The following is a 19174-nucleotide window of genomic DNA, read 5'->3' on the forward strand; positions in this document are numbered from 1 at the left end:
TCCATGCCCGACCTGCTTGACCGCTACCCGCTGACAGCGGGGACCTATCACGAATTGCTGGACGACGGCGGAGCTGTGCGTGCCCATTGGCAGCCGCTGGTTGACCAATTGCAACGCAGCACGCCTTTGCAACTGGCTCAGCGCCAGGCCTTGTTGGCCCGGCAGATCCAGGAAAACGGCGTGACCTACAACGTCTACGCCGACCCCAAGGGCGCTGATCGGCCCTGGGAACTCGACCTGTTGCCGCACATCATTCCCGCTGACGAATGGCAGCGTGTGGCGGCGGGCATTGCCCAGCGTGCCCGGCTGCTGAACGCGGTGCTGGCGGACCTGTATGGCCCGCAAACCCTGATTCGCGACGGCCTGTTGCCCGCCGAGCTGGTGTTCGGGCACAACAATTTTCTCTGGCCTTGCCAAGGCATCCAGCCGCCGGCCGGGACCTTTCTGCACCTGTTCGCCGTGGACCTGGCGCGCACGCCCGACGGTCGCTGGTGGGTGACGGCGGATCGGACCCAGGCCCCTTCCGGCGCCGGTTATGCCCTGGAAAATCGCACCATCGTGTCGCGGGCCTTCCCCGACCTGTACCGCGACCTGCGGGTGCATCACATGGCCGGGTTCTTCCGCACTTTGCAGGAGACCCTGGTGCGCCAGGCGCCGAGCGATGCCGAGTCGCCGCTGGTGGTGCTGCTGACCCCGGGCCGTTTCAACGAAAGCTATTTCGAACACCTCTACCTGGCGCGCCAATTGGGCTATCCGCTGGTGGAAGGCGGCGATCTGACCGTGCGCGACGCCACGGTCTACCTCAAGACCCTGAGTGGCTTGCAACGGGTGCATGCGATCATGCGCCGGCTCGACGACGACTTCTGCGATCCGCTGGAGTTGCGCACCGACTCGGCCCTGGGCGTGCCCGGTTTGCTCGAGGCCGTGCGCCAGGGCCGGGTGCTGGTGGCCAATGCCCTGGGTAGCGGCGTGTTGGAGTCCCCTGGCCTGTTGGGCTTCCTGCCGAGGATCAACCAGCACCTGTTCGGCGAGGAACTGATCCTGCCGTCCATCGCCACCTGGTGGTGCGGCGAGCCGCCGGTGCTGGCTCAGGCCCTGGAAAAACTGCCTGAACTGTTGATCAAACCGGCGTTTCCGTCCCAGAGTTTTGTCCCGGTGTTTGGCCGTGACCTCGATGACGAACAACGCCTGGCCCTGGCCGAGCGTATACGCGCACGGCCTTACGCTTATGTCGCCCAGGAACTGGCGCAACTGTCCCAGGCGCCGATCTGGCAAGCCGAGGAGGGTGCCCTGCAACCACGGGCCATCGGTATGCGCGTGTATGCCGCGGCCAGCGCCGACGGCTACCGGGTGTTGCCCGGTGGCCTGACGCGGGTGGCGGCCGAGGCCGACGCCGAGGTGGTGTCGATGCAGCGCGGCGGCGCCAGCAAGGACACCTGGGTGCTCAGCGAGCGCACGCCCAGCGGTGAGCATTGGCGCACCCAGCGTGCCCTCGGGGTTCGCGATCTGGTGCGGCGCGATCCCTACCTGCCGTCGCGGGTGGTGGAAAACCTGTTCTGGTTCGGCCGCTACTGCGAGCGTTGCGATGACAGTGCGCGCCTGTTGCGGATCATGCTGGCGCGTTACGTCGACGGCGACGATCCGCAAGCCTTGCAGGCGGCGGTGGACCTCGGCGAAAGCCTGATGCTGCTGCCGGACGAAGGCGAGTTGCCCGAACGCCTGCTGGCGGCCCTGCTCGGCGACGACTGGCCGTTCAGCCTGCGCTCCAACCTGCAGCGCTTGCAGTGGGCGGCCTCCCAGGTGCGCGGCAAGCTGTCACGGGAAAACTGGCAGGCGCTGGTGGAGCTGCAACGCGAGGCGATGAGCCTGGAAAGTGAAGACCCGAACTTCGGCGAGCTGCTGGATTTCCTCAACCGCCTGGTGATGTCCCTGGCGGCCTTGTCCGGCTTTGCCCTGGACGACATGACCCGCGACGAGGGTTGGCGTTTCCTGATGATCGGCCGGCGCATCGAGCGCCTGCAATTTCTCAGCAGCAGCCTCGCGGCCTTCCTGCGCGGCATTGCGGTGTTCGATCAGGCCGGGTTGGAATGGTTGCTGGAACTGGGCAACAGCAGCATCACCTACCGTTCGCGCTACCTGGCGGTGCCTCAACTGATCCCGGTGCTCGACCTGCTGCTGCTGGATGAGCAGAACCCCCATGCCGTGTTGTTCCAACTGAAATTGGTCAGTCGTACCTTGCGCCGTTTGAACGATGACTTCGGTGTCCCACGGGAGTTGGGGCTGAACCAGTTGGTCGAGCGCCTGGGGCGTTTCGACCTGGGCAACCTGGAAAGCGCCCTGTTCGGCGATACCGGCGTGCGTGATGTGCTCGACGGTCTGGCCGAGCTGTTGCAAGAGGTCGCCGATGCCAGCAGCCAGGTGTCCGATCGCCTGGCCTTGCGGCATTTTGCCCATGTCGACGATGTCAGCCAGCAGACGGTGTCCGTGTGATGAGTGCTCTCTACCAGATTTTCCACGATACCCATTATCACTACGACAGCCCGGTGTCCCTGGCCCAGCAGCTCGCCCACCTGTGGCCGCGGGCTTGTGACTGGCAAGTGTGCAGCGAGCAGATGCTGAAGATCAGCCCCGAGCCCACCAGTCGCCGTGATGAACTCGATGTGTTCGGCAATCCGTTGACCCGGCTGGCATTCGAGCGGCCCCATGACGAACTGCTGGTCAATGCCTGGCTGAATGTCGAGGTGCTGGCGCGACCGGCAGTGGATTTCAATCTGTCCGCCGCTTGGGAGGACACCCGCAACGCCCTGACCTATAGCGGCCAGGGGTTGAATCCACAGATTCTCGAGGCGTGCCGTTATCGCTTCGAATCGCCCTACGTGCATCTGAAGAAAAGCTTCGTCGAGTTTTCCGAGAGCTGCTTCCCGCTCGGGCGTCCGTTGCTGGTGGGTGTCCAGGCGTTGATGGAGAAGATTTTCAGTGAGTTCACCTTCGATGCCGAAGCGACCCAGGTCGCCACGCCGCTGGTGGAGGTGCTGGAGCGACGGCGCGGGGTCTGCCAGGACTTTGCCCACCTGATGCTCGCCTGCCTGCGCTCGCGGGGCCTGGCGGCGCGTTATGTCAGTGGTTATCTGCTGACCCAGCCGCCGCCTGGCCAGGCGCGCCTGATCGGCGCCGATGCCTCCCATGCCTGGGTGTCGGTGTTCTGTCCGGTGTCGGGTTGGGTGGATTTCGATCCGACCAACAATGTGCAGCCGGCCCTGGAGCACATCACCCTGGCCTGGGGCCGGGATTTTTCCGATGTGTCGCCGTTGCGTGGGGTGATTCTGGGGGGCGGCAGCCATGACCCGGAAGTCCAGGTGACGGTGATGCCGATGGGGGATGTGGGGCGGCCCGCCGGCTAAACCGGCCCCCCTGTAGGAGCCGGCTTGCTGGCGATGGCGTCAGTAAGATCGCCGCAAGGCTCAAGGGCCTCATCGCTGGCAAGCCAGCTCCTACAGAGGCTTTGGCAACACGATACTTTTGTGGTGAGACGCGGTCCTAATGTGGGAGCCGGCTTGCTGGCGATGGCGTTACTAAGAACGCCGCAAGGCTTGGGGGCCTCATCGCGAGCAATCGAGCGTCGACCGGCTGCTCCTACAGGGACTACGTCAATCGTGGTTGCGCGTTGCCGGGCAAGACAGCATCAATCGATCAGGCGTTTGGCGTTGGGTCCTGCGCCTCGGTTTCCGCACTTTCCGCTTCCGGATTCAACAGGGCCGCAGCCTCTTCTTCTGCGGTGGTTTTCTTGCGTTGCAGTTTTTCCTCTTTCTTCTGCTCTTTGGCCAGGTCGCGCTGACGTTTGGCAAAGGAGTAATTGGGTTTGGCCATGGGCGATCCTCTGGGGTCGAAGGTGAGGTTGAGCGGCGCGTATTCTGCCTGTGTTCGTGGCGCAGCACACGAAACAATGGTTTTTCGCGACAAGCTTGACCCCAGAGTAAAGGCTGGCCGACAACTCTCCAAGGATTAAACCTCGCGCGAAGGCCCTTCAAAGGTACCGCTGGCACCACAGGCGTAAGCGGCGAGCAAGCTTTGCAGCAGGCTGTTGATAGACATGGTAGACGCTCCGTTGAGTGAGAACGTCTTAATGTTAGGGGGCGCCAGTTCGTCTGGCTGTTTGATTGTATCCATCGAAGCGATAGCTTAGGATTGTATACAATCTGTTGATACAGATCAGGAGAACTGCCGCTGATTTCGGGCAATCTCCCCGTTTGACCCTTGATTTTAATACCCTGCCTTGGAGATTCACCATGTTCGCCAAAGTTGTTGCGGTATCGTTGTTGGCCCTCGCCAGTGGCCAGTTGTTTGCCGCCGATTGCTCGGTCGATGTCGACTCCACCGACCAGATGTCCTTCACCGTCAAGGAAATCAGCATCGACAAGAGCTGCAAGAATTTCACCGTGAACCTGAGCCATGCCGGCAGCCTGCCGAAGAACGTCATGGGCCATAACTGGGTGCTGAGCAAGGCCTCCGACATGGCCGGGATCGCCGCTGATGGCATGGGTGCCGGGATCGACAAGAATTACCTGAAGGACGGCGACACCCGCATCATCGCCCACACCAAGATAATTGGTGCCGGTGAAAAGGACTCTGTGACCTTCGACGTGTCGAAATTGACTGCCGGTGAAAGCTACGAGTTCTTCTGCTCGTTCCCGGGCCACAACTCGATCATGAAAGGCGCGGTCGTCCTCAAGTAACCCGCGTTGCAACCCTGACCCCAGCGGCGCGGGTCAGGGTTGATCCTTCATTTTCAGATTCAGGCGAATACGTTTGCCTTGCAGGTCATCCAGGCTCAGGGTTCCGCCGAGCTTGGAGGGTTTGCGATTGCCGCCAATCACCCGCCCCTGATCGTCCAGCGCATGGCAGGTGAGAACCTGGCCCGGTCCGAAGAGGGCGTCGGGGTTGGTAATCTCCCAGCCGCACAAGCCGTCATAGTGTTTTTCCCCTGAAGTTGGAAAACCCGATACCCCCGGTCGCAGGTTGTCACGCACGGCAATCGAGCCGCTATGGGTGATGCTGCGGTTCAGGTTGTCAGGCCCGTAAAAGCCCTCGGTCTCGAAGTCCACTTCACTCAGATACAGCTGGCAGTCAGGCAATTCGTAGCCCAGGGGGACCTTGAAGTCGGAACTGTGGGGCGTGTCGGCGAGCAAGGTATTGAAGTGCAGCACTGGCGGTTGATAGGGGCAGCCGGTCTGGTTGGCTTTCGGGATGTAGTGCGCGTTGGCGCGCAAGGCGATTTGCGCCGGCATCTGCGCGATCAGCAAAAAAGACGCCTTGCTGGGTTGGCCGGCGGCCTGGTTGTCGGGGGTACTGGCGGCGGTGGCGACCCAGCAGATCACCCCAAGAGCACCGAGCAGCGGAAAAAACCAGGGGTGACGGAGCACGGTTTGCGCTTGCCACTTGGGGTATTTGCGATTGAGCAGCATCGGAGGGAGCCCTGCCAACTAGATGCGGCGAAGACTGCCCAGTGCCCGATGCTGCCTCAAGTGTTACGCGGAAAAATAGACCTTTCCTACGACATTCCCGCCGGACGAATCATGGCGCGAATGGCATCTCGCGCTTGTGATGGGTCTTTTCGTACGTCCGGCAAATGATATCGAAGGCTTCCTGGCGCACCGGCTCGCCGTGCAGGAAGGCGTCGATCTCGGCATAGGTCACGCCGTGGGAGGCTTCGTCGGGCTTGCCCGGTGCCAGGTCCTCGAGGTCGGCGGTGGGGATCTTTTCCACCAGGGACTCCGGGGCGCCGAAGTGCCGGGCGATGGCCCGGACCTGGTTTTTCACCAGTCCGCTCAAGGGTGCCAGGTCGCAGGCGCCGTCACCGAACTTGGTGAAGAAACCCATGACGGCTTCCGCCGCGTGATCGGTGCCGATCACCAGGCCGTGGGCGGCACCGGCAATGGTGTATTGCGCGACCATGCGGATCCGCGCCTTGGTGTTGCCGAGAACGAAATCCCGCGCCACCGCGGCTTTGCCTTCGAAGGCGGCGACTTCCGCGGCCAGCGACTTGACTGCCGGACCGATGTTCACCGTATGGCGCTCATCGGGGCCGATGAAGTCCACCGACGCCGTGGCGTCGTGTTCGTCGAACTGGGTTTCGTAGGGCAAACGCACCGCAATGAAGCGGTAATCCAGATTGCCGGTGCGCTCGCGCAACTCGCGCATGGCGCGCTGGGCCAGCAGGCCGGCGGTCAGCGAGTCGACGCCGCCGCTGATGCCGAGCACCAGCGTCTTGAGCCCGGAGCTCAGCAGGCAATCCTGGATAAAGACGATCCGTCGCGCCACTTCGGCTTCGAGGGCGGCCTGGTCGGCGAACGGTGGCTGGACCTTGAGCTGTTCAGCAATCTGGCGCTGTACGGCTTGCATGATTCACTCCTTGCGGGATGGGGTCTGGAACGGGTTGATCGGGTACGGCTGGGCGATTTTCTAGTCGGTGACCTGGAACACATGGCGCAGGTAGGACACGAAATTCGGGTCCTTGCACTGGGCCTTGCCCGGCTCGTCGGAAATCTTCGCCACGGGCTGGCCGTTGCAGGCGGTCATTTTAAGCACGATGCTCATCGGTTCCACCCCCGGGATATCACAGGTGAGGTTGGTGCCGATGCCGAAGCTGACATTGATCCGACCGCGCAATGCACGAAATATCCCCAGGGCCTTGGGCAGGCTGAGGCTGTCGGAGAACACCAGGGTCTTGCTCATGGGATCGATGCCCAACTGGTGATAACGATTGATGCATTTTTCTGCCCAGGTGACCGCGTCGCCGGAATCGTGGCGCAAGCCGTCGAAGAGTTTGGCGAAGTACAGGTCGAAGTCCTTGAGGAAGGCATCGGTGGTGATGCAGTCGGTCAGGGCGATGCCGAGCAGGCCGCGGTATTCGCGGACCCAGCAGTCGAGCGCGGCGATCTGGCTGTCGATCAGCCGCGGGCCGAGTTGCTGGTGGGCCATGATCCATTCGTGGGCCATGGTGCCCAGGGGTTTCATGCCGAATTCGCGTGCCAGGTGCACGTTGCTGGTGCCGACGAAGCGTCCTGGGAAATCGTGCTTGAGCACGCTGACCACTTCTTCCTGGACCCGGTAGGAGAAGCGCCGGCGGGTGCCGAAGTCGGCGACCTGCAGCTCGGCCAGTTCCTCGGTGGAGGCATTGGCATTGAGCCAGTCGAACTTGCGGTACAACTGTTCGCGGGCTTGGCTCAGCAGGGTTTCCTGATAGCGATAGCGGTTGCGCACCTCGCTGACGATGGCCAGCAGCGGCACTTCGAACAGGATCACATGCAACCACGGGCCGCGCAGGCGAATGAACAACTCGCCGTTCTCGATTCCTGTGTGGACATAACGCAGGTTGAAGCGGAACAGGCCGAGGAAGCGCAGGAAGTCCGGCTTGAGGAAGCTGATGCGTTCGAGGAAGCCCAGCTGGTCGGCGCTCAGGCTCAGTTCGGCGAGGCGTTCGATCTGGTAGCGGATTTCCGCCAGGTACGGACGCAGGTCTTCGCTGTTGCGGCAGCGGAAATCCCATTCGACTTCGACGTTGGGGTAGTTGTGCAGCACCGCCTGCATCATGGTCAGCTTGTAGAAGTCGGTGTCCAGCAGGTTCTGCACAATGCGATCGCCAAAGGCCTTATCGCTCATAACGGGTATCTCCATGCCGGTCGCGCGTGGCATCGGCGTCCTGGCAGTTCTTGAATGAAGACCGCTAGTGGCGCATATCCGTTGGCCGTTTTACCAGCGATTTTTAGCGAGAGGTCATGCCGGACCCACCTCTGTGGCGAGCGGGCTTGCCCGCGCTGGGGCGCGAAGCGGCCCTCAAACCGTTGCGCGCGGTGTATCTGGCAGATCGCGAGGGCAGGTTTTGCGACTGCTTCGCAGCCGAGAGCGGCGTTCCGACAAGCCCGCTCGCCACAATCACCGGGGGATCAGGTCTGAGTGAGAGGGTCGAGCTGCTCCAGCATCCAGGAGACAAAATCCCGCACCTTGGGCACCTCCGCCGAATGCTCCGGGTAGGCCAGGTAATAGGCGTCATGGCCGGGCATCGCATGGGGCCAGGCGAGCACCAGCTTGCCTTCGACCAGCTCTTCTTCCACCAGGAACCTGGGCAGCAACGCCACGCCGCAGCCGACCTGGGCCGCCCGGATGCACATATAGAAGGTCTCGAACCGCGGCCCGTGGTAACTGTGCTCGGTGTGATAACCCTGGCTGTCGAACCAGTCGTGCCAGGCCTGGGGGCGCGAGGCATTCTGCAGCAGGACCAGCTCGCTCAGTTGGGTCGGATCGCTGAAGGGTTTTTCCGGCAGGCAGGCCGGCGCGCACACCGCCACCAGCTCTTCACCGAACAACCTCACGCATTCGGTACCCGGCCGCGAACCCTGGCCGAAATAGAACGCCAGGTCGCTGCGGCCCTGCAACAGGTCGTCGGCTTCCTGTTCGTTGCACAGGTCCAGGTGGATATGCGGATGACGCAGGCGCCAGCCCTTGAGTCGCGGCACCAGCCAGCGAGCGCCGAAGGTCGAGGGTGTGGACACCCGCAGGACTTCGGTTTCACCGCCGTAGGAACGCAGGTAGTGGGTCGACATCTCCACCTGGGTCAGGATTTTTCGGACTTCCACCAGGTACAGATCCCCGGCCGGCGTCAGTTGCAGGCGGCGCCGTACCCGGCGAAACAGCAGGTGCTGCAACAGCTCTTCCAGCTGTGCGACCTGCTTGCTCACGGCGCTCTGGGTCAGGTTCAGCTCTTCTGCCGCGCGGGTGAAGCTCAGATGTCGGGTGACGGCCTCGAAACATTGCAGGGCCGTGATCGAAGGCAGGTATCTTTTATTCAGCATGGACGGGCCTTTTTCTTCTGTCTTGCGCTGCATGAATAAATGGAATGATATCTCGCCTAATCGTCGTTTGTTGGCAAAGCTGAAGGCCGCTACAAATGAAGGCCTGAATCGTCGTGTTTTTTGCGACTGAAGCTTTCCGTTTTTCGCCTACAGGAGTGACCTCCATGGTTGCCGCATTGCTTGATCGTCTTGGTGTGAACCCGGCGCTGTATCAACAGGGCAAACAGCCCGTGCATTCGCCCATCGACGGCAGCCGCATCGCCGGCGTGAACTGGGAAGGCCCGGCCGAGGTCGAGCAGCAGGTCAGCCGTGCCGAGCATGCCTTCGACGCCTGGCGCAAGGTGCCGGCGCCGCGCCGTGGTGAGCTGGTGCGCCAGTTCGGCGAAGTGTTGCGCGAATTCAAGGCCGACCTCGGTGAGCTGGTCTCCTGGGAAGCCGGCAAGATCACCCAGGAAGGCCTGGGTGAAGTGCAGGAAATGATCGATATCTGCGACTTCGCTGTGGGCCTGTCGCGCCAGCTGTACGGTTTGACCATCGCCTCCGAGCGTCCAGGCCACCATATGCGTGAGTCCTGGCATCCGCTGGGTGTGGTCGGCGTCATCAGCGCTTTCAACTTCCCGGTCGCGGTCTGGGCGTGGAACACCACCCTGGCACTGGTTTGCGGCAACTCGGTGATCTGGAAACCTTCGGAGAAGACGCCGTTGACCGCGCTGGCCTGCCAGGCGCTGTTCGAGCGCGTCCTGAAGAACTTCAGCGATGCGCCTGAGTACCTGAGCCAGGTGATCATCGGCGGCCGCGACGCCGGTGCCGCGCTGGTGGATGACCCGCGTGTAGCGCTGATCAGCGCCACCGGCAGCACCCGCATGGGCCGCGAAGTGGCGCCGAAAGTCGCTGCGCGTTTTGCCCGCAGCATCCTGGAACTGGGTGGTAACAACGCGATGATCCTCGGCCCAAGTGCCGACCTGGACATGGCGGTGCGGGCGATTCTGTTCAGCGCCGTCGGGACCGCTGGTCAGCGTTGCACCTCCTTGCGTCGTCTGATTGCCCATGAGTCGGTCAAGGCGGAGATTGTCACCCGTCTGAAAGCGGCCTATTCCAAGGTGCGCATCGGCCATCCGCTGGAAGGCAACCTGGTCGGTCCGCTGATCGACAAGCAGAGCTTCGAGAACATGCAGGACGCCCTGGAGCAGGCCTTGAGCGAAGGCGGCCGGGTATTCGGTGGCGAGCGCCAGTTGCAGGACACCTTCCCGAATGCCTATTACGTGTCGCCGGCCATCGTCGAGATGCCGGAGCAGAGTGAAGTGGTTTGCCACGAAACCTTTGCGCCGATTCTCTACGTGATCGGCTACAGCGAATTCGCCGAAGCCCTGCGTTTGAACAATGCGGTGCCACAAGGCCTGTCTTCGTGCATCTTCACCACCGATGTGCGTGAGGCCGAACAGTTCATGTCGGCGGTGGGCAGCGACTGCGGCATTGCCAACGTCAACATCGGCCCGAGCGGCGCGGAGATCGGCGGCGCCTTTGGCGGCGAGAAGGAGACCGGCGGTGGTCGTGAGTCGGGTTCGGACGCCTGGCGCGGTTACATGCGCCGTCAGACCAACACCGTGAACTACTCGCTGGAATTGCCGCTGGCCCAGGGCATTACCTTCGACTGAACACCGGAGACGCCCCCCACACCCCTGTAGGAGCGAGCTTGCTCGCGATAAACGTCAACGATAACGCGCCGTATCTGGAAACACGCGGCGTTCTTGCGTCCATCGCGAGCAAGCTCGCTCCTACAGGGGGCGCGGGGACAGTGTTCAGTTCAGGAGTTTGTTGGGTTTCATTTTCGGAGTCTGGCAATGCCGTTACGCGAAGAATGTCTATGGGAAAAACTGACGCCGCAGCGGCCAGAAGCTCCGTCCTTCAAGGGCGAGCTCAAGGTCGATGTCTGTGTCATCGGCGCAGGGATCACCGGCCTCTCGGCCGCGATTCACCTGCGTGAACAAGGCAAGAGCGTCTGTGTGCTGGAAGCTCATCGCACCGGCCACGGCGGTTCTGGGCGCAACGTGGGGCTGGTCAATGCCGGGCTGTGGATTCCCCCTGACGAGATCGAAGCCGGTTTCGGCGAGGCGGTGGGCAGTCAGCTCAACCGCATGTTGGGGGCGGCGCCGGCCCTGGTCTTCAGCCTGGTGGACAAGCATGGCATCGATTGCCAGCTGCGCCGCGAAGGCACCTTGCACATGGCCCACAACGCCAAGGGCGAGGCCGACCTGCGCAGCCGTGAAGCGCAGTGGAAACGTCGCGGTGCACCGGTGGAACTGCTGACCGGCCAGGACTGCGAAATCGCCACGGGGACCAAAAAGATCGCCGCCGCCTTGCTCGACCGGCGTGCCGGCACCCTCAACCCCATGGCCTATACCTCGGGCCTGGCCAAAGCCGCATCGCGGCTCGGCGCGCAACTGTTCGATCATTCCCCGGTGACCCGCCTGGAGCGCCAGGGCCAGCGCTGGTCGGTGCAGACCGCCGAGGGCGCGGTCAGCGCCGAACAGGTGGTGATGGCTTCGAACGCCTACACCGAAGGCGAATGGACCGAATTGCGGCGCAACTTCTTTCCGGGCTACTACTACCAGGTCGCCTCCAGCCCGCTGACCGAAGAGGCCGCGCGGCAGATCCTGCCGGGCGGGCAGGGCTCTTGGGATACCCGCCAGGTGCTCAGCAGTATTCGCCGCGATGCCGACGGTCGCCTGTTGCTGGGCAGCCTGGGCAACGGCAACCAGAAACCGGCGTGGTTCCTGCGGGCCTGGGCTGATCGGGTGCAACAGCACTATTTTCCCTACCTGAAAAAGGTCGACTGGGAGTACACCTGGACCGGTTGTATCGCCTTCACCCCCGACCATCTGATGCGCCTGTTCGAACCGGCGCCCGGTTTAGTGGCAGTCACCGGCTACAACGGCCGGGGGGTGACCACGGGGACGGTGGTCGGCAAGGCGTTCGCCGATTACCTGTGTAACGGAAATCCTCAAGCCCTGCCGATTCCCTTCGCACCTATGCGGCCGATAGCTGCGGTGGGCTTGCGCAGTAGCCTCTATGAGGCGGGTTTTTCGCTGTATCACGCGGGCCAGTGCTTGCGAGTTGTCATTTGATACAACAAAAAATGCTCAATCGGACGGCGCTTTTGTTCGACACGGCTAGCCTGTAATGGTGCGCGATGTAGCAGTTGCGCACCGCGAGTGTGCACTTCGGTGACGCACGTTGTTACAGGGTGGTTGCACGCCCTTCGGCGCCATGGTTGCAATAGTGGCACCGTCGGGTTGCGCCTTTTTTCTTAAAAGGTTTCACCTTCAGCGGTTTAGACGGTTGCACGCCCAGTTAAAAAGGGTCCGAAACAGTCCATAAAACAATAAGACAGCGACTTTTTGCAGAACAAAAAACCTATGGCACGCCCCTTGCTCTGAGCATTCATTGAAGTCGCAGTGCCAACTAAAAAAACCTTGGAGCACCACCTCATGTCCCAGACGTTTTACAAGAAAGGCTTTGTAGCCCTCGCAGTGGCTGCCGCGTTGGGTGTTTCTGCGTTTGCCCAGGCTGATGTCAAGATCGGCGTAGCGGGTCCGATGACCGGTGCCAACGCAGCATTTGGCCTGCAGTACATGAAAGGTGCACAAGCGGCGGCCGATGCGGTCAACGCGGCGGGCGGCGTCAACGGCGAGAAAATCGTCCTGGTCAAGGGCGACGATGCCTGTGAGCCGAAACAGGCCGTGACGGTCGCCAAGGACCTGACCAACCAGAAAGTCGCCGGCGTTGTCGGGCACTTCTGCTCCTCTTCCACCATCCCGGCTTCGGAGATCTACGACGAAGCGGGCATCATCGCAATCACCCCGGGTTCCACCAACCCACAGGTGACCGAACGTGGCCTGAGTGCAATGTTCCGTATGTGCGGGCGTGACGACCAGCAAGGTATCGTCGCCGGCGACTACATCGTTGACGTGCTCAAGGGCAAGAAAGTCGCGGTCATCCACGACAAGGACACCTACGGCCAAGGCCTGGCGGATGCCACCAAGGCCCAGTTGATCAAGCGCGGCGTGACCCCGGTGATCTATGAAGGTCTGACCCGTGGCGAGAAAGACTTCAGCGCCCTGGTCACCAAGATCCGTGCCGCCGGCGCCGACGTCGTCTACTTCGGCGGCCTGCACCCGGAAGCCGGTCCACTGGTCAAGCAACTGCGTACCGAAGGCCTGAAAGACGTCAAGTTCATGTCCGATGACGGTATCGTCACCGATGAGCTGGTCACCACCGCTGGCGGCCCGCAATACGTTGACGGCGTGCTGATGACCTTCGGCGCCGACCCACGCCTGCTGCCGGACAGCAAGGCTGTCGTTGAAGCCTTCCGCAAAGCCGGTACCGAGCCAGAAGGCTACACCCTGTACGCCTACGCTTCGATCCAGGCCCTGGCTGCCGGCTTCAACGGTGCCAAGTCCAACAAAGGTGAAGACGCAGCCAAATGGCTGAAATTGCACCCGGTCAAAACCGTGATGGGCGAGAAGACCTGGGACGCCAAGGGCGACCTGAAAGTCTCCGACTACGTGGTTTACCAGTGGGACAAAGACGGTAAATACCATCAGCTGGAAAAACAGAAGTGACATGAAGGCCTGACCCGGCTGGCGCCCCGTGCGCCGGCCAGTCGCCAAGCGTGTCCGTGCAGTACCTGTCTTTTCTCGTAGAACTGCACATGGCTGTGCTGCGACGGCGGTTGAACCCCGGCCGTCGCGGTGCGCTTCTGTGCAGTCTCTCAAATGCGTGAGATTGCGTTATGGATGGTATTTTCCTGCAGCAACTGGTCAACGGCCTGACCCTCGGGTCGGTCTATGGCCTGATCGCCATCGGCTACACAATGGTCTACGGCATCATCGGCATGATCAACTTCGCCCACGGCGAGGTTTACATGATTTCCGCTTACCTCGCGGCAATCAGTCTGGCTCTGCTGGCTTACTTCGGTATTGAATCCTTCCCGCTCCTGATGCTCGGCACACTGGTCTTCACCATCATCGTCACCGGGGTGTATGGCTGGGTCATCGAACGCATCGCCTACAAGCCCCTGCGCAACTCCACCCGACTGGCACCGCTGATCAGCGCCATCGGTATTTCGCTGATCCTGCAGAACTACGCGCAGATCGCCCAGGGCGCCAAGCAACAAGGCGTACCGACGCTGCTCACCGGCGCCTGGCGCGTCGATGTCGGCACCGGTTTTGTCCAGCTCACCTACACCAAGGTCTTTATCCTGGTGGCTGCGTTCCTCGGCATGGGCCTTTTGACCTATGTCATCAAGTACACCAAGTTGGGCCGCATGTGTCGCGCGACCCAGCAAGATCGCAAGATGGCGTCGATCCTCGGGATCAACACCGATCGGGTGATCTCCTATGTGTTCATCATCGGTGCGGCCATGGCGGCCCTGGCCGGTGTCCTGATCACCATGAACTACGGCACTTTCGATTTCTACGCCGGCTTCGTGATCGGCATCAAGGCGTTTACCGCCGCGGTGCTTGGCGGTATCGGCTCGCTGCCGGGCGCCATGCTGGGCGGGATCATCCTCGGCATCTCCGAATCGTTGTTCTCCGGCCTGGTCAACTCGGATTACAAGGACGTCTTCAGCTTCTCGCTGCTGGTCCTGGTACTGGTCTTTCGGCCGCAAGGCCTGTTGGGCCGTCCTCTTGTGTCGAAGGTGTAAGCAATGTCCTCAACCACTCAAAAATCGCTCGATATCAAAAAAAGCCTGGTTGACGCCATTCTCGCCGGCCTGGTCGCACTGATTGTCTTCGGCCCCATTGTCGGGGTCGTCCTGGAGGGCTACAGCTTCAACCTGCAACCCACCCGCGTCGCCTGGCTGGTGGCGATCGTGATGCTCGGCCGTTTTGCCCTCAGCCTGTTCCTGCAAACGTCCAAGGGCCTGCGGATTCTCGAAGGCTTCGAGAGCACCGGTTCCGGCGTGCATGTGCTGCCGGCGGACCACAAGTCGAGCCTGCGCTGGGTCATCCCGCTGCTGATCGTGATCGCGGTGGTGTTTCCGGTGTTCTCCAACTCCTACCTGCTGGGCGTGGTGATCCTCGGTCTGATCTACGTCCTGCTCGGCCTGGGCCTGAACATCGTGGTCGGCCTCGCCGGCCTGCTGGACCTGGGCTATGTGGCGTTCTACGCCATCGGTGCCTACGGCCTGGCGCTGGGTTATCAATACCTGGGCCTGGGGTTCTGGAGCGTCTTGCCGCTGGCCGCCATCACCGCGGCACTGGCGGGTTGCATCCTCGGCTTCCCGGTCCTGCGCCTGCACGGTGACTACCTGGCCATCGTGACCCTGGGTTTCGGCGAGATCATTCGCCTGATCCTCAACAACTGGCTGTCGCTGACCGGCGGTCCGAACGGCATGGCGGCACCGCTGCCGACTTTCTTCGGCCTGGAATTCGGCAAGCGGGCGAAGGAGGGCGGGATTCCCTTCCATGAGTTCTTCGGCATCGCCTACAACCCGGACGTGAAATACTATTTCATCTACGCGGTGTTGTTCCTGGTGGTACTGGCCGTGCTCTACATCAAGCATCGCCTGACCCGCATGCCGGTGGGCCGCGCCTGGGAAGCCTTGCGTGAAGACGAAATCGCCTGCCGCTCCATGGGTTTGAACCACGTGCTGGTGAAGCTCTCGGCGTTCACCCTGGGGGCTTCGACCGCCGGTCTGGCCGGGGTGTTTTTCGCCACCTACCAGGGCTTCGTCAACCCGACCTCCTTCACCTTCTTCGAGTCGGCGCTGATCCTTGCCATCGTGGTGCTGGGCGGCATGGGTTCGACCATCGGTGTGGTGATCGCCGCCTTTGTACTGACCGTGGCGCCGGAGTTGCTGCGCAGCTTCGCCGAGTACCGCGTCTTGCTGTTCGGCGTCTTGATGGTGTTGATGATGATCTGGCGGCCACGTGGCCTGATCCGCATCAGCCGCACCGGGGTCACCCCGCGCAAGGGCGTTCTGGTGGGAGGGGCTCACCATGAGTGATGACATCGTTCTGAAAGTCGAAAAGCTGATGATGCACTTCGGTGGGATCAAGGCCCTCAGCGACGTCAGCCTGCAGGTCAAACGCAACTCGATCTTTGCCCTGATCGGTCCTAACGGCGCGGGCAAGACCACGGTGTTCAACTGCCTGACCGGTTTCTACAAGGCCACCGGCGGCAAGATCGAACTGAATGTGCGCGACAAGCGCACCAACGTGATCCAGCTGCTGGGCGAATCCTTCCGCCTGGGGGATTTCGCTTCGCCGAAAACCTTCTTCAGCCGGCTCTACTACAAGATGTTCGGCGGCACCCATCTGGTAAACCGTGCGGGCCTGGCCCGGACCTTCCAGAACATTCGCCTGTTCAAGGAAATGTCGGTGCTGGAGAACTTGCTGGTGGCCCAGCACATGTGGGTCAACCGCAATATGCTCTCCGGGATCCTCAATACCAAGGGTTACCGCAAGGCTGAAAGCGACGCCCTGGACACCGCGTTCTACTGGCTGGAAGTGGTCGACCTGGTGGACTGCGCCAACCGTCTGGCCGGTGAACTGTCCTACGGCCAGCAACGCCGTCTGGAAATCGCCCGGGCCATGTGCACGCGGCCGCGGATCATCTGCCTCGACGAACCGGCGGCGGGCCTCAACCCTCAGGAAACCGAAGCGCTGAGCGCGATGATCCGTTTGCTGCGCGACGAGCACGACCTGACCGTGGTGCTGATCGAACACGACATGGGCATGGTCATGAGTATTTCCGACCACATCGTGGTGCTGGACCACGGCAACGTGATTGCCGAAGGTGGCCCGGAAGCCATTCGCAACGACCCGAAAGTGATTGCTGCCTACCTGGGCGCCGATGAAGAGGAACTGGTATGAGTCAACCTATCCTCGAGCTGAAGAACCTGGAAGTGTTCTACGGACCGATCCAGGCCCTGAAAAAAGTCTCGTTGCACATCAATGAAGGCGAAACCGTCAGCCTGATCGGCTCCAACGGTGCGGGCAAGTCGACGTTGCTGATGTCGATCTTCGGCCAGCCGCGGGCCGCTGCGGGAGAGATCATCTACCGCGGTGTCGATATTACCCACAAGTCGTCCCACTACATCGCCTCCAACGGTATCGCCCAGTCGCCGGAAGGCCGCCGGGTGTTTCCGGACATGACCGTGGAAGAAAACCTGCAGATGGGCACCATCCCCATTGGCGACCGGTTCGTCGACGAGGACATGCAGCGCATGTTCGAGTTGTTTCCCCGGCTCAAGGAGCGCCGTAACCAGCGCGCCATGACCATGTCCGGCGGCGAGCAGCAGATGCTGGCGATTGCCCGGGCGTTGATGAGCCGGCCCAAGTTGCTGTTGCTGGACGAGCCGAGTCTGGGGCTGGCGCCGATCGTGGTGAAACAGATCTTCGCCACCCTGCGCGAGCTGGCGGCCTCGGGCATGACCATCTTCCTGGTGGAGCAGAACGCCAACCACGCGCTGCGCTTGTCGGACCGGGCCTATGTGATGGTCAACGGCGAGATTCGCCTCAGTGGTACCGGTAAAGAGCTGCTGGTCAACGAAGAGGTGCGTAACGCCTACCTGGGCGGGCACTGAGTTCTGTCCTGGCGCGGTCATTGTGGGAGCCGGCTTGCCGGCGATGAGGCCTTGGAGACTTGCATCGCCTTTGAAGTCCTCATCGCTGGCAAGCCAGCTCCTACAGGTAATGTGAACCTTCTGAAACGCCCCGTGATCCTCGGATCCGGGGCGTTTTTTTGTCTGTCCACAGCCTGGATCCGAAATTGTGGAAAACAATCTGAACAACCTGCCAAAGTGCGACATGAAACCGCTGCAAATGATTGTTTTGTCATCAATTTGACTTGTCCCCGTTTGCTGTGGAGGTGGCTGTGGGTAACGTGGGAGTAGCTGGCTGAGAGCCTTTGAAACCGTGGCTTGCAGCGGTCTGGTTGTTTTTTGATCAGTGGCGTTTTGCAATGCGCCGAGGCATTTTGTCAACAGGTATATTGTCACGCCCTGCGCCCGGGAGCGCCCCTGCACTACCTGTGGATAACTCTGTGGGCAAACTCTGGAAACATGCCCCTGGGCGGCGTAGTTACTGGCCTGGAGCCACTGGCGAAAAATCGTCCGTGGGGACTTTTTCAGGGGTGGCTGCACAACGGATGTTGCGGGGTCAAGGGAAAAACTTTGGCAGTAGCGCTGGAGGCCTTGTGTGCCGGGGATCGGCGGGTTTTCGAGTTGCCCCCGGATACTGTGGACGGGGCTGTGGATAAGGTGCGTACAGCAGGCTCCAGGCCACGTGTTATATGGCTTTGCCGTTGATGATCATTTTTCGTACAACTTCATGCTTTTCAATATTCCATTTCTTCACGGGCGGGCGTTGAGGCATGCTGCGCAACGACCGTATTCATTTCTGGTGGCCCAGAGGGCCGAGCAAGGAGAACTCCATGACATCCACGTTGTTTATCACGGGCGCGACTTCCGGTTTTGGCGAGGCCTGTGCCCGTCGTTTTGCCGAGGCCGGTTGGAAGCTGGTGCTCACCGGCCGTCGCGAAGAGCGCCTGAATGCCCTGTGCGCGGAGCTGTCGAAGCAGACTGAAGTGCATGGCCTGGTATTGGATGTACGCGACCGCAAGGCCATGGAAGAGGCCATCGCCAATCTGCCGCCGAGCTTCGCCAAGCTGCGTGGCTTGATCAACAACGCGGGCCTGGCCCTGGGCGTCGATCCGGCGCCCAAGTGTGACCTGGACGACTGGGACACCATGGTCGACACCAACATCAAGGGCCTGATGTACAGCACCCGTCTGCTGTTGCCACGTTTGATCGCCCATGGCCGTGGGGCGGGGATCATCAACCTGGGGTCGATTGCCGGCAACTACCCGTACCCGGGCAGCCATGTCTATGGCGCGAGCAAGGCGTTCGTCAAACAGTTCTCCCTGAACCTGCGTTGCGACCTGCAGGGCACCGGCGTGCGGGTGACGAATATCGAGCCTGGGCTGTGTGAAAGCGAGTTCTCGCTGGTGCGTTTTGCCGGTGACCAGGCGCGTTACGATGCGACCTATGCCGGTGCCGAACCGATCCAGCCGCAGGACATCGCCGATACGATCTTCTGGGTGCTCAACACCCCGGCCCACGTGAATATCAACAGCCTGGAACTGATGCCGGTGAGCCAGACCTGGAGTGGGTTTGCCATTGAGCGGAACAAGGGCTGATATCGGGTCTGAGACCGCTACAAAACTTGTAGGAGCCGGCTTGCCGGCGATGAGGCTCTTGAGCCTTGCGCCGTCTGAACTGGCGCCATCGCCAGCAAGCCGGCTCCTACAGGGGGACC

General features: G+C 61.6%; 16 protein-coding genes. 11 read left to right on the forward strand and 5 right to left on the reverse strand.

What is annotated here, in order from left to right; translation table 11 throughout:
- The first annotated feature begins 3 nt into the window (after positions 1–3).
- On the forward strand, positions 4–2490 hold the full coding sequence (locus HX866_RS29255; RefSeq protein WP_177140951.1) for a circularly permuted type 2 ATP-grasp protein: 2487 nt from the start codon (positions 4–6) through the stop codon (positions 2488–2490).
- Positions 2490–3401, forward strand: coding sequence for a transglutaminase family protein (locus tag HX866_RS29260; protein WP_177090466.1), 912 nt, complete (start codon positions 2490–2492; stop codon positions 3399–3401). The genes HX866_RS29255 and HX866_RS29260 overlap by 1 nt, the downstream gene beginning before the upstream one ends.
- A gap of 289 nt (positions 3402–3690) precedes the next feature.
- On the opposite strand, the gene HX866_RS29265 is transcribed toward HX866_RS29260, so the two are convergent.
- The gene (locus tag HX866_RS29265; protein WP_177090464.1) at positions 3691–3867 is read right to left on the reverse strand and encodes a hypothetical protein; all 177 of its coding nucleotides are present in this window, start codon (positions 3865–3867) and stop codon (positions 3691–3693) included.
- 419 nt (positions 3868–4286) lie between these two features.
- Between HX866_RS29265 and azu the strand changes: the two genes are divergently transcribed.
- Positions 4287–4733 (forward strand): azurin, encoded by a 447-nt coding sequence (gene azu / locus HX866_RS29270; protein ID WP_177140952.1) that lies wholly within the window; start codon positions 4287–4289, stop codon positions 4731–4733.
- Between the two features lie 33 nt (positions 4734–4766).
- Here the strand turns inward: azu and HX866_RS29275 are convergent, their stop codons facing one another.
- The 4 genes from HX866_RS29275 to HX866_RS29290 all read right to left on the reverse strand — a co-directional run bounded on the left by HX866_RS29275 (position 4767) and on the right by HX866_RS29290 (position 8849).
- Positions 4767–5462, reverse strand: coding sequence for a hypothetical protein (locus HX866_RS29275; RefSeq protein ID WP_177140953.1), 696 nt, complete (start codon positions 5460–5462; stop codon positions 4767–4769).
- Between the two features lie 109 nt (positions 5463–5571).
- Positions 5572–6399, reverse strand: coding sequence for an ammonia-dependent NAD(+) synthetase (gene nadE / locus HX866_RS29280; RefSeq protein WP_177090458.1), 828 nt, complete (start codon positions 6397–6399; stop codon positions 5572–5574).
- Positions 6400–6459: 60 nt separating this feature from the next.
- Entirely contained in the window at positions 6460–7659 is a 1200-nt protein-coding gene (gene pncB / locus HX866_RS29285) for a nicotinate phosphoribosyltransferase (RefSeq protein ID WP_177090456.1), read from the reverse strand.
- Positions 7660–7943: 284 nt separating this feature from the next.
- Positions 7944–8849, reverse strand: a complete 906-nt coding sequence (locus HX866_RS29290; RefSeq protein WP_177090454.1) for a LysR family transcriptional regulator — start codon at positions 8847–8849, stop codon at positions 7944–7946.
- A gap of 164 nt (positions 8850–9013) precedes the next feature.
- Between HX866_RS29290 and amaB the strand changes: the two genes are divergently transcribed.
- The 8 genes from amaB (at position 9014) to HX866_RS29330 (ending at position 19055) form a co-directional block, all read left to right on the forward strand.
- On the forward strand, positions 9014–10504 hold the full coding sequence (amaB, locus tag HX866_RS29295) for an L-piperidine-6-carboxylate dehydrogenase (RefSeq protein WP_177102810.1): 1491 nt from the start codon (positions 9014–9016) through the stop codon (positions 10502–10504).
- Between the two features lie 186 nt (positions 10505–10690).
- Entirely contained in the window at positions 10691–11974 is a 1284-nt protein-coding gene (gene amaA / locus HX866_RS29300) for an L-pipecolate oxidase (RefSeq protein ID WP_177090449.1), read from the forward strand.
- Positions 11975–12337: 363 nt separating this feature from the next.
- A complete protein-coding gene (locus HX866_RS29305; protein ID WP_177090447.1) occupies positions 12338–13471 on the forward strand; it encodes a branched-chain amino acid ABC transporter substrate-binding protein in 1134 nt (377 codons plus the stop codon).
- A gap of 170 nt (positions 13472–13641) precedes the next feature.
- Positions 13642–14556, forward strand: a complete 915-nt coding sequence (locus HX866_RS29310; protein WP_100939679.1) for an ABC transporter permease subunit — start codon at positions 13642–13644, stop codon at positions 14554–14556.
- Positions 14557–14559: 3 nt separating this feature from the next.
- Complete coding sequence (gene livM / locus HX866_RS29315; RefSeq protein WP_177090445.1) at positions 14560–15861, forward strand: high-affinity branched-chain amino acid ABC transporter permease LivM; 1302 nt, start codon at positions 14560–14562, stop codon at positions 15859–15861.
- Positions 15854–16729 (forward strand): ABC transporter ATP-binding protein, encoded by an 876-nt coding sequence (locus tag HX866_RS29320; RefSeq protein WP_177140954.1) that lies wholly within the window; start codon positions 15854–15856, stop codon positions 16727–16729. Before livM ends, HX866_RS29320 begins: the two co-directional genes overlap by 8 nt.
- Complete coding sequence (locus HX866_RS29325) at positions 16726–17442, forward strand: ABC transporter ATP-binding protein (RefSeq protein ID WP_121136216.1); 717 nt, start codon at positions 16726–16728, stop codon at positions 17440–17442. Before HX866_RS29320 ends, HX866_RS29325 begins: the two co-directional genes overlap by 4 nt.
- Positions 17443–18290: 848 nt before the next feature.
- Positions 18291–19055, forward strand: coding sequence for an SDR family oxidoreductase (locus HX866_RS29330; protein ID WP_177090443.1), 765 nt, complete (start codon positions 18291–18293; stop codon positions 19053–19055).
- Positions 19056–19174: the final 119 nt, after the last annotated feature.

This window comes from Pseudomonas gingeri, assembly GCF_013386165.1.
Classification (GTDB): domain Bacteria; phylum Pseudomonadota; class Gammaproteobacteria; order Pseudomonadales; family Pseudomonadaceae; genus Aquipseudomonas; species Aquipseudomonas gingeri_C.

What these genes read in the sequence shown, in the direction of transcription:
- HX866_RS29320 (WP_177140954.1), top strand. Translation starts at nt 15,854, where the DNA reads ATGAGTGATGACATCGTTCTGAAAGTCGAAAAGCTGATGATGCACTTC.
- HX866_RS29325 (WP_121136216.1), top strand. Translation starts at nt 16,726, where the DNA reads ATGAGTCAACCTATCCTCGAGCTGAAGAACCTGGAAGTGTTCTACGGA.
- HX866_RS29255 (WP_177140951.1), top strand. Translation starts at nt 4, where the DNA reads ATGCCCGACCTGCTTGACCGCTACCCGCTGACAGCGGGGACCTATCAC.
- HX866_RS29305 (WP_177090447.1), top strand. Translation starts at nt 12,338, where the DNA reads ATGTCCCAGACGTTTTACAAGAAAGGCTTTGTAGCCCTCGCAGTGGCT.
- livM (WP_177090445.1), top strand. Translation starts at nt 14,560, where the DNA reads ATGTCCTCAACCACTCAAAAATCGCTCGATATCAAAAAAAGCCTGGTT.
- HX866_RS29330 (WP_177090443.1), top strand. Translation starts at nt 18,291, where the DNA reads ATGACATCCACGTTGTTTATCACGGGCGCGACTTCCGGTTTTGGCGAG.
- HX866_RS29260 (WP_177090466.1), top strand. Translation starts at nt 2,490, where the DNA reads ATGAGTGCTCTCTACCAGATTTTCCACGATACCCATTATCACTACGAC.
- nadE (WP_177090458.1), bottom strand. Translation starts at nt 6,399, where the DNA reads ATGCAAGCCGTACAGCGCCAGATTGCTGAACAGCTCAAGGTCCAGCCA.
- HX866_RS29275 (WP_177140953.1), bottom strand. Translation starts at nt 5,462, where the DNA reads ATGCTGCTCAATCGCAAATACCCCAAGTGGCAAGCGCAAACCGTGCTC.
- HX866_RS29265 (WP_177090464.1), bottom strand. Translation starts at nt 3,867, where the DNA reads ATGGCCAAACCCAATTACTCCTTTGCCAAACGTCAGCGCGACCTGGCC.
- amaA (WP_177090449.1), top strand. Translation starts at nt 10,691, where the DNA reads ATGCCGTTACGCGAAGAATGTCTATGGGAAAAACTGACGCCGCAGCGG.
- HX866_RS29310 (WP_100939679.1), top strand. Translation starts at nt 13,642, where the DNA reads ATGGATGGTATTTTCCTGCAGCAACTGGTCAACGGCCTGACCCTCGGG.
- azu (WP_177140952.1), top strand. Translation starts at nt 4,287, where the DNA reads ATGTTCGCCAAAGTTGTTGCGGTATCGTTGTTGGCCCTCGCCAGTGGC.
- HX866_RS29290 (WP_177090454.1), bottom strand. Translation starts at nt 8,849, where the DNA reads ATGCTGAATAAAAGATACCTGCCTTCGATCACGGCCCTGCAATGTTTC.
- pncB (WP_177090456.1), bottom strand. Translation starts at nt 7,659, where the DNA reads ATGAGCGATAAGGCCTTTGGCGATCGCATTGTGCAGAACCTGCTGGAC.
- amaB (WP_177102810.1), top strand. Translation starts at nt 9,014, where the DNA reads ATGGTTGCCGCATTGCTTGATCGTCTTGGTGTGAACCCGGCGCTGTAT.